Source organism: Kitasatospora sp. NPDC057512, assembly GCF_042802135.1.
Lineage (GTDB): Bacteria > Actinomycetota > Actinomycetes > Streptomycetales > Streptomycetaceae > Kitasatospora.
On the sequence record NZ_JBHVET010000329.1, the window covers coordinates 1 to 8,731 of the forward strand.

General features: G+C 72.6%; 5 protein-coding genes. 3 read left to right on the top strand and 2 right to left on the bottom strand.

Going from position 1 to position 8,731, the window contains the following annotated elements:
- Positions 1 to 63 precede the first annotated feature (63 nt).
- Positions 64 to 2,280 (bottom strand): catalase/peroxidase HPI, encoded by a 2,217-nt coding sequence (katG, locus tag ACFU6K_RS21500; protein WP_380665321.1) that lies wholly within the window; start codon positions 2,278 to 2,280, stop codon positions 64 to 66.
- 301 nt (positions 2,281 to 2,581) lie between these two features.
- Here katG and ACFU6K_RS21505 point away from each other — a divergent pair, with 301 nt between their 5' ends.
- Together ACFU6K_RS21505 and ACFU6K_RS21510 are read left to right on the top strand one after the other, a co-directional pair.
- On the top strand, positions 2,582 to 2,995 hold the full coding sequence (locus ACFU6K_RS21505) for a Fur family transcriptional regulator (protein WP_380665323.1): 414 nt from the start codon (positions 2,582 to 2,584) through the stop codon (positions 2,993 to 2,995).
- Positions 2,996 to 3,148: 153 nt separating this feature from the next.
- Positions 3,149 to 3,769, top strand: a complete 621-nt coding sequence (locus tag ACFU6K_RS21510) for an L-threonylcarbamoyladenylate synthase (RefSeq protein ID WP_380665325.1) — start codon at positions 3,149 to 3,151, stop codon at positions 3,767 to 3,769.
- Between the two features lie 45 nt (positions 3,770 to 3,814).
- On the opposite strand, the gene ACFU6K_RS21515 is transcribed toward ACFU6K_RS21510, so the two are convergent.
- Complete coding sequence (locus tag ACFU6K_RS21515) at positions 3,815 to 5,116, bottom strand: cytochrome P450 (protein WP_380665327.1); 1,302 nt, start codon at positions 5,114 to 5,116, stop codon at positions 3,815 to 3,817.
- A 178-nt stretch (positions 5,117 to 5,294) separates the two neighbouring features.
- Here ACFU6K_RS21515 and ACFU6K_RS21520 point away from each other — a divergent pair.
- The coding region (locus ACFU6K_RS21520; protein WP_380665329.1) for a hypothetical protein at positions 5,295 to 8,731 on the top strand (3,437 nt) is incomplete at its 3' end.

The following is an 8,731-nucleotide window of genomic DNA, read 5'->3' on the forward strand; positions in this document are numbered from 1 at the left end:
GGGCTCGATGCCCCGGGCTCCCGCCGCGTCATCCGCGTCAGTCGCGTCAGCCGCGGGTGCGGATCACGCCAGGTCGAAGCGGTCCGCGTTCATGACCTTGACCCAGGCCGCGACGAAGTCCTCGACGAACTTCTCCTTGGCGTCGTCGCTCGCGTACACCTCGGCGACGGCCCGCAGTTCGGCGTTCGAGCCGAAGACCAGGTCGGCGCGGGTGCCGGTCCACTTCACCCGGCCCGACTCGTCCCGGCCCTCGAAGGTGTGCGCGTCCTCCGAGGTGGCCTTCCAACTGGTGCCCAGGTCCAGCAGGTTGACGAAGTAGTCGTTCGTCAGCACGCCGGGGGTCGCGGTGAGCACCCCGTGCGCGGACCCGCCGTGGTTGGCGCCCAGCACGCGCAGGCCGCCGACCAGCACGGTCAGCTCGGGCGCGCTGACGCCCAGCAGGTTGGCCTTGTCGAGCAGCAGGTACTCGGCCGGCAGCCGGTTGCCCTTGCCGGTCCAGTTGCGGAAGCCGTCCGCCTTGGGCTCCAGCGCGGCGAAGGACTCCGTGTCGGTCAGCTCCTGCGGCGCGTCCACCCGGCCGGGCGCGAACGGCACCTCGACGGCCAGGCCGGCTGCCTTGGCGGCCTGCTCGACGCCGACGCCGCCGGCCAGCACCACCAGGTCCGCGAGCGAGACCTGCTTCTCGCCGGCCTGCGCGTTGAACTCCCGCTGCACGCCCTCCAGGGCGCGCAGCACCGTGGCCAGCTTGTCGGGCTCGTTGACCTCCCAGCCGATCTGCGGCTGGAGCCGGATGCGGCCGCCGTTGGCGCCGCCGCGCTTGTCGCTGGAGCGGAACGAGGAGGCGGCCGCCCAGGCGGTGGAGACCAGCTCGGACACCGACAGGCCGGTGGCGGTGATCCGCCGCTTGAGGTCGGCGACGTCGGCCGCGCCGATCCGCTGGTACGTGACCTCCGGCAGCGGGTCCTGCCAGAGCAGGTGCTCGGCGGGGACCTCCGGGCCGAGGTAGCGGACGACCGGGCCCATGTCGCGGTGGGTCAGCTTGAACCAGGCGCGGGCGAAGGCGTCGGCGAACTCCTCCGGGTTCTCCATGAAGCGCCGGGAGATCGGCTCGTAGACCGGGTCGAAGCGCAGCGAGAGGTCGGTGGTGAGCATGTTCGGGGCGTGCCGCTTGGCCGGGTCGTGCGCGTCCGGCACGGTGCCCTCGCCGCCGCCGTCCTTGGGCTTGTACTGCCAGGCGCCGGCCGGGCTCTTGGTGAGCTCCCACTCGTAGCCGAACAGCGTCTCGAAGAAGCTGTTGTCCCAGGTGATCGGGGTGGCCGTCCAGGTGACCTCCAGACCGCTGGTGATCGCGTCGGCGCCCACGCCGGTGCGGAAGCTGCTCTTCCAGCCGAGGCCCTGCTGCTCCATGGGGGCGGCCTCGGGGTCCGGGCCGACGTTGTCGGCCGGGCCGGCGCCGTGGGTCTTGCCGAAGGTGTGGCCGCCGGCGATCAGCGCGACGGTCTCCTCGTCGTTCATCGCCATCCGGTAGAAGGTCTCGCGGATGTCGCGGGCGGCGGCGAGCGGGTCGGGGTTGCCGTTGGGGCCCTCGGGGTTGACGTAGATCAGGCCCATCTGGACGGCGGCCAGCGGGTTCTCCAGCTGGCGGTCGCCGGTGTAGCGCTCGTCGCCGAGCCAGGTGGTCTCGGGGCCCCAGTAGACGTCCTCGTCCGGCTCCCACTCGTCGACCCGGCCGCCGCCGAAGCCGAAGGTCCGGAAGCCCATGCCCTCCAGGGCCACGTTGCCGGACAGGATGAGCAGGTCGGCCCAGGACAGGGCGCGCCCGTACTTCTTCTTCACCGGCCACAGCAGGCGGCGGGCCTTGTCCAGGCTGGCGTTGTCCGGCCAGCTGTTCAGCGGGGCGAAGCGCTGCTGGCCGCCGCCGGCGCCGCCGCGGCCGTCACTGATCCGGTAGGTGCCGGCGCTGTGCCAGGCCATCCGGATGATGAAGGGGCCGTAGTAGCCGAAGTCGGCCGGCCACCAGTCCCGCGACGTGGTGAGGGCCTCCTGGATGTCCCGCTTGACGGCCGGGAGGTCGAGGGTCTTGAAGGCCTCGGCGTAGTCGAAGTCCGCGCCGAGCGGATTGGCCACGGCGGGATTCTTCGCGAGGATCTTCAGATTGAGCCGTTCCGGCCACCACTGGCGGTTCCCGCCGCCCTGGGTGGGGTGCGGCGCGCGCCCGTGGTTCACCGGGCAGCCCTCCGCGTTCGCCTCTACGCCGGTTGCATCGTGGTTGTCAGACATGGGAATCCTTCCCTCACAAGGCGGATCACGGTGTCTTCATCTGCTACCTACGGCACCTACTGCTGCGGTCTGGCCTGGTGCGCCACGTGGTGTTCCCGCTCGGCACCGCGCACGGCGGTGACGGGAGTGGCGACGGGAGTCACGTGCTGCTGCTGTCCAGGCTAGCGCCGGAGCCGATCCTACGGTGGACGGAATCCAAGTCAAGAAAGACACCAAGCCCATATCCGATCGGGATCCGGAGGGCACCGGAAGTGCATTGGTAAACTCCGGTCCTCCCCATTACCTGAATAGGTGAACCGATATGAGTGACCTCCTGGAGCGGCTGCGCGGGCGCGGCTGGCGCCTCACCTCCCAGCGGCGTGTCGTGGCCGAGGTCCTGGACGGCGAGCACGTGCACCTGACCGCCGACGAGGTGCACGCCCGGGCCGCGGAGCGCCTCCCGGAGATCTCCCGGGCGACGGTCTACAACACGCTCGGCGAGCTGGTCACCCTGGGTGAGATCGTCGAGGTCTCCACCGACGGGCGCGCCAAGCGCTACGACCCGAACGCGCACCACCCGCACCAGCACCTGATCTGCACCGGCTGCGGCGCCATCCGCGACGTCCACCCGCAGGGCGATCCGCTGGCCGACCTGCCGGCGGAGCAGCGCTTCGGCTTCGTCGTGGCGCAGGCGGAGGTCACCTACCGGGGGCTGTGCCCGGACTGCGCGGGCTGACCGCTCCGGCGGACCCGCCGTCCCCTCGGCCGTACCCGCCGGCCCTACCCGCTGCCCCATACCCTCGGCCCGTACCCGCTGCCCGTACCCTCGGCCCGTACCCGCTGGCCCGCCGTGCACCGATCGGGGGCCGGGATCGCTTAGGGTCGACCAATGGCGAAGTACTTCGACGTGCATCCAGAGTCCCCCCAGCCCCGCACCATCGGCTCCGTGGCCGCCGGCCTCCGCTCCGGGGACCTCATCGCGTACCCGACCGACTCCTGTTTCGCCCTGGGCTGCCAGCTGGACAACCGCGACGGCCTCGAACGGATCCGGTCGATCCGGCGCCTCGACGACCGCCACCACTTCACCCTGATGTGCATGGACTTCGCCCAACTGGGCCAGTTCGTCCACATCGACAACAACGTCTTCCGCGCGATCAAGGCCGCGACGCCGGGCAGCTACACCTTCATCCTCCCCGCCACCAAGGAGGTGCCGCGCCGCCTGCTGCACCCGAAGAAGAAGACGGTCGGCGTCAGGATCCCCGACCACGTCGTCACCAGGGCCCTGCTCGCCGAGCTCGGCGAGCCCCTGGTCTCCAGCACCCTGCTCCTCCCCGGCGAGGACGAGCCGATGACGCAGGGCTGGGAGATCAAGGAGCGGCTCGACCACCAACTGGACGCCGTGCTGGACTCCGGCGACTGCGGCACGGTGCCGACGACGGTCGTCGACTTCTCCAGCGGCGAGGCGGAGATCACCCGGCACGGGGCCGGCGACCCCGCGCGCTTCGAGTGACCCACCGGGCGCACCGGGCACACCGGGCACACCCGGAGGACCGCCTCAACCCCACTGGACCCACAGCGACTTGAGCCCGTTCTGGAAGTTGGAGACCAGCCGCCGCGGCGGCCGGCCCGGCACGAGCCGGAGCCCCGGCAGCCGCTCGATCACGCAGCGCAGGGCCGACCTCAGCTGCAGGCGGGCGAGTTGGGCACCGAGGCAGAAGTGCGGGCCGTACCCGAAGCTCACGTGGTCGTTCGGGCTCCGGGTGACGTCGAAGCGGTCCGGGTCGGGGAACACCGCCCCGTCCCGGTTCGCGGAGGCGTGGTAGACCACCACCTTGTCCCCCCGCCGGATCGCCCGGCCGCCCAGCTCCACGTCCCGCGTCGCGGTGCGGCGGAAGTCCGTGACGGGCGGCCACCAGCGCAGCATCTCCTCGACGGCCGAGGGGAGCAACTCCAGCCTCCCGCACAGTAGTTCGTACTGCTCCGGATGGCTCAGCAGGGCGTACAGGCCACCCGGCAGGCCGTTGCGGACGGTCTCGTTCCCGGCGACGGCGAAGAGGAAGAACATCGTCTCGAACTCCTCGACCGTCAGCCCCGCTTCGAGCGTCCGGGAGAGCAGCCCGCCCGGCGCGGGCCGCCGGGCCAGGCCGTGGGCGTAGGCGAACATGTCCGCCAGGGCGGCGCGGGAGCGGGGGTTGACCGGGCGGCCGTCCGGGCCGGTCCGAGTGGTCGGACGGCGGGCGAGCGCGGCACGGCCGAGCTCGGTGAGCGCCGCCGACTCGGCGGTGCCGGAGTGGGCGTAGTCGGCGTCCTGGTAGCCGATCACCCGGTTCGCCCAGTCCAGCAGCAACCCCCGGTCCTGCTCCGGCACGCCCATCACCCGGGCCAGCGTCCACACCGGCAGGTCGGCGGCGAGCCGCACGAAGTCCGCACGACCGGCCGGACGCACCTCCTCCACCAGCTCCCGCACCCGCCCGTCCACCGCCCCGGCCAGCTCCGCCAGGGCGCGCGGGGTGAACGCCCCGGCGACGATCCGGCGCAGCCGGGAGTGGTCGGGCGGGTCCTGGTTGAGCATCATCGCCCGCGCGAACGCCAGGTCCGCCGGGGAGTCGGGGTCACGGATCTGCGTGGCCCCCAGGTGCGAGGAGAACAGCTCGGGGCTGCGCAGCACGTGCTTCACATCCGCGTGCCGCAGCACCGCCCAGTACCCCGGCCCGCCCGGCCACCCGCCGACGGGGGGCTCCTCGACCCAGCAGACGGGGGCGAACTCGCGGAGCTCCCGCAGGAGTTCGTACGGAACGCCGTGGGCGTAGGTGTCCGGGAGGAAGATCTGGTTCACGCGCGCCTGATCGAGGGCCATACCGACGGACGGTACGTCAGGCCACGGGCAACCGGAACGGCTTCGGCAGGTCGCACGAAACGGGCTGGTCCGGGCTGTCTATCCCGTGGCACCGGCCGTGTACGCCCCGCTAGACTCCGCCCGCTCGATCACGTGTGCGCTTTCCGTGCGCACGACCTGTCCAAGGTGGGGAAATCAGATGAACGTGCTGCCGATCGGCAGACAAGTAAGACGGGAGCGAGGTGGCGGCGGTCGCGCAGCCGCCTCCGGGGCCCTGCTCCTGGCCGTCCTGGCCTCGCTGATGGGCCAGGCCGCACCGGCCCGGGCGGCGGCACCGGCACCGGCCGCCGCCTCGCCGCAGGCGGGCGCCCCGGCGGAGCCGAGCCCGGCCGCGAGCGCGACCGGGGGCGCGACCGGAGGCCCGGCTGCGGGCGCGGACGCCACGGCCCCCGTGCCGGACCGGAAGGCCGACCAGGAGGCCCTCGCCCAGCAGCTGCGGCAGGCCGACCCGAGCGGCCCGTGCCCGACGACGCTGCAGCCCAACACCGTCGCGAGCTGCACCGTCGACCAGAGCGGGACCGTCACCTTCGGCATCGAGCTGCCGCAGCAGCAGGACCTGCTGCTCGTGCAGATCGCCGCCGCCCAGGGATCCCTGATCCCGACCGTGGTCGCCCCCGACGGCACCACCGTGACCTGCGACGACCCGGTCGGCCCGAGCTGGGGCAGCAGCCAGTCCCTGCGCTGCGCCACCACCCGGGCCGGCACGTACACGCTGAAGGTCGGCACCGTCAGCAGCGCGCCGACCCCGCTCGCGCTCTCGTACCTGCCGCTGCGGTCCACCACCGCCTGCCGCACGATCGGCCCCGCCGACCTCACCCTCGGCGCCCCGACCGTGTACCAGGGCTCCCTGGCCCTCGGCTCGGCCGGTGACTGCTACCAGGTGAACGGCCTCGCCGCCGGCGACATGCTCCGCACCGGAGCCACCGTCCGGGGTGCCACCACCGTCGTCTACGACGCCACGGGCACCCCGGTCTGCGACAAGTGGGCCTCCCCCGACTGCCGCCTCACCGGCACCGCCCCGTACCGGATCACCGCCCAGCGCTTCGACAGCACCGCCCTGGCGTACGACTTCTTCGCGGCGCGGCTCTCCCGCCCGGAAGGCTGCACGCTGGTCGAGCCCCAGGCGTTCGGCGTCTCCCCGGACCCGACCCCGGTCACCCGCTGCCGCACGCTGCGCGTCCCGGAGTCCGCACAGTACGAGTTCGGGACGGTCCTCCAGGCCGAAGGCTCCGTCGCCGGCGGGCTGTACACCACCGGCGGGGCTCCGCAGGGCGGGCTCTGCCCCCAGGGCTCCTGCGAGCTGACGCCGGGTGACTACACCTGGGCCGTCGACCCGTACGCGGTCTCCGTCGGCGCGTTCGGCATGGCCTTCCACTCCGCCAAGGAGACCCGGGGCTGCGTCGCGGCCAACGACACGGGCCTGACGGCCGGCCCCGCCACCGGTACCTTCGGCGGACCCGGCCAGCAGCTCTGCCTGACCCTGCCGACCGCCTCCGGCAAGGGCGTCTACCTGATCAACCGGCCGCCCGCCGACGGCACCACGGCCGGCGGGCGGGTCGTCGACGCCTCGGGTGCCAAGCAGTGCGACATCGGCGACACGACCGGCATCTGCCGCCTGACCGGCACCGCCCCGTTCCGCGTGGTGCTGACCGGCACCCCGTCCAAGGCCTACGCACTGGTGGTCCACCGGACCGAGGAGACCGCCGGCTGCACCGCCTGGCCGCGGACCGGGTTCGACGGCAGCTGGGGCGTCGAGGTCCCGATGCCCCAGGGCTCGCAGGAGGCCGTCTGCCTGAGCCTCCCGGCCGACCAGCACTCCACCGCCGAGGTGATCGACTACGGCAACCTCAAGAACCAGCTGAACGCCGAGATCACGGTCGTGGACGGCACCGGCAGCCCGGCGTGCTCGTTCATCGCCTACGGCAACTCGGCCAAGTCCTGCGCCCTGGCCTACGGCGTCCCGTACACCGCGCTGCTGATCCCGATCCGGACCTGGGAGGCCGACAGCTACAAGCTCACCCGGCGTGACGCCTCCCCGAGCGCGCAGTGCCTCACCCCGTCCTCGACGGCGGTCGGCGGCCCGTCGCTCCGGTTCGACCTCACCTCCGCCCTGGACGCCCGGTGCGTCCGCGTCGACGCCGCGGCCGGGGACAAGCTCTGGATCGGCTCGCGGCCGGGCAGGAACGCGTACGGCCCGGGCGTGATCGCCGCCGTGCTCGACGCCGGCGGGAACAACGTCTGCACCCAGTGGGGCACCAGCTGCCTGGTCACCGGCACGACCTCGTACACCATGGTCCTGTTCGCGGCCGGGTACCAGGACAAGCCCCTGCACACCAGCGTGGACACCTGGAAGGTCGGCACCGCCGACGGCTGGGCACCGGAGTGCACCGCCCACCCGGTCTCGATCGACGGCTTCCCGCAGCGCAGCGGGGTGTTCACCGAGGACTCGACCGGCTACTGCGCGGTGGTCGACATGAAGCCCTCGCAGTCCTTCAACGTCTCCGGCACCAGCAGCACCCCCTTCAGCCAGCAGCCCACCGTCACCCTGCTGAGCGGCACTCACTGGAACCGTGACTACTACGGCCACCAGTGCGTCAACTCCAGTGGGTTCAGCGCCCGGTGCCAGACGACGAACTCCGCCGACGCCGGCCAGGCCGTCCTGGTCGTCACCCCCGGCACCTCGGACCTGCCGGTCGAGTACAGCGTGCAGGGCACCTGCGACTCCTCCTGCCCGCGACCGCAGCCGCGGCCCGTCCTGGCCTCCGTCAGCCCGACCACCGGCGCCGCCGGGACGAGGGTCCAGGCCGTCATCCGGGGCTCCGGACTGACCCTGGGCAGCAAGGCCAAGCTGGTTGGCAGCGGTGCCTCCGGCACGCAGTTCCTGGAGACGGTCTCGGTGAACGCCGACGGCACCGCGCTCGACGTACTGCTCGACACCAGCAGGCTGACGCCGGGTAAGTACAGCATCGAACTCGACGGCGTCTACGGGCTCTCGCTCCCCGACGCCTTCACCGTCACCGCCGCCACCGCCCCGTCCAAGAGCCGGTTCGTCCCGATCGACCCGGCCCGGTTCCTGGACACCCGGGACGGCACCGGCGCCCCCGCGCAGCGGGTCGGCGCGGGCGGCGTGGTCGGCCTCCAGGTGGCCGGCGTCAAGGGCGTCCCGGCGACCGGCGTCACCGCCGTCGTCATGAACGTCACCGCCGTCAACCCGACCGGCTCCGGCCACATCATCGTCTACCCCGACGGCCAGCCGCTGCCGAACGTCTCCAACCTCAACTACGAAGCCGGAAAGATCGTCCCGAACCTGGTGACGGTCCCGGTCGTCAACGGCAAGGTCGACCTGCGCAACAGCGCGGGCGACGTCGACCTGATCGCCGACGTCACCGGCTACTACACCGACGGGGCCACCGGATCGGCCTTCTCCCCGATCACCCCGGCCCGCTTCCTGGACACCCGGGACGGCACCGGCGCCCCCGCCCAGCGGGTCGGCGCGGGCGGCGTGGTCGGCCTCCAGGTGGCCGGCGTCAAGGGCGTCCCGGCGACCGGCGTCACCGCCGTCGTCATGAACGTCAC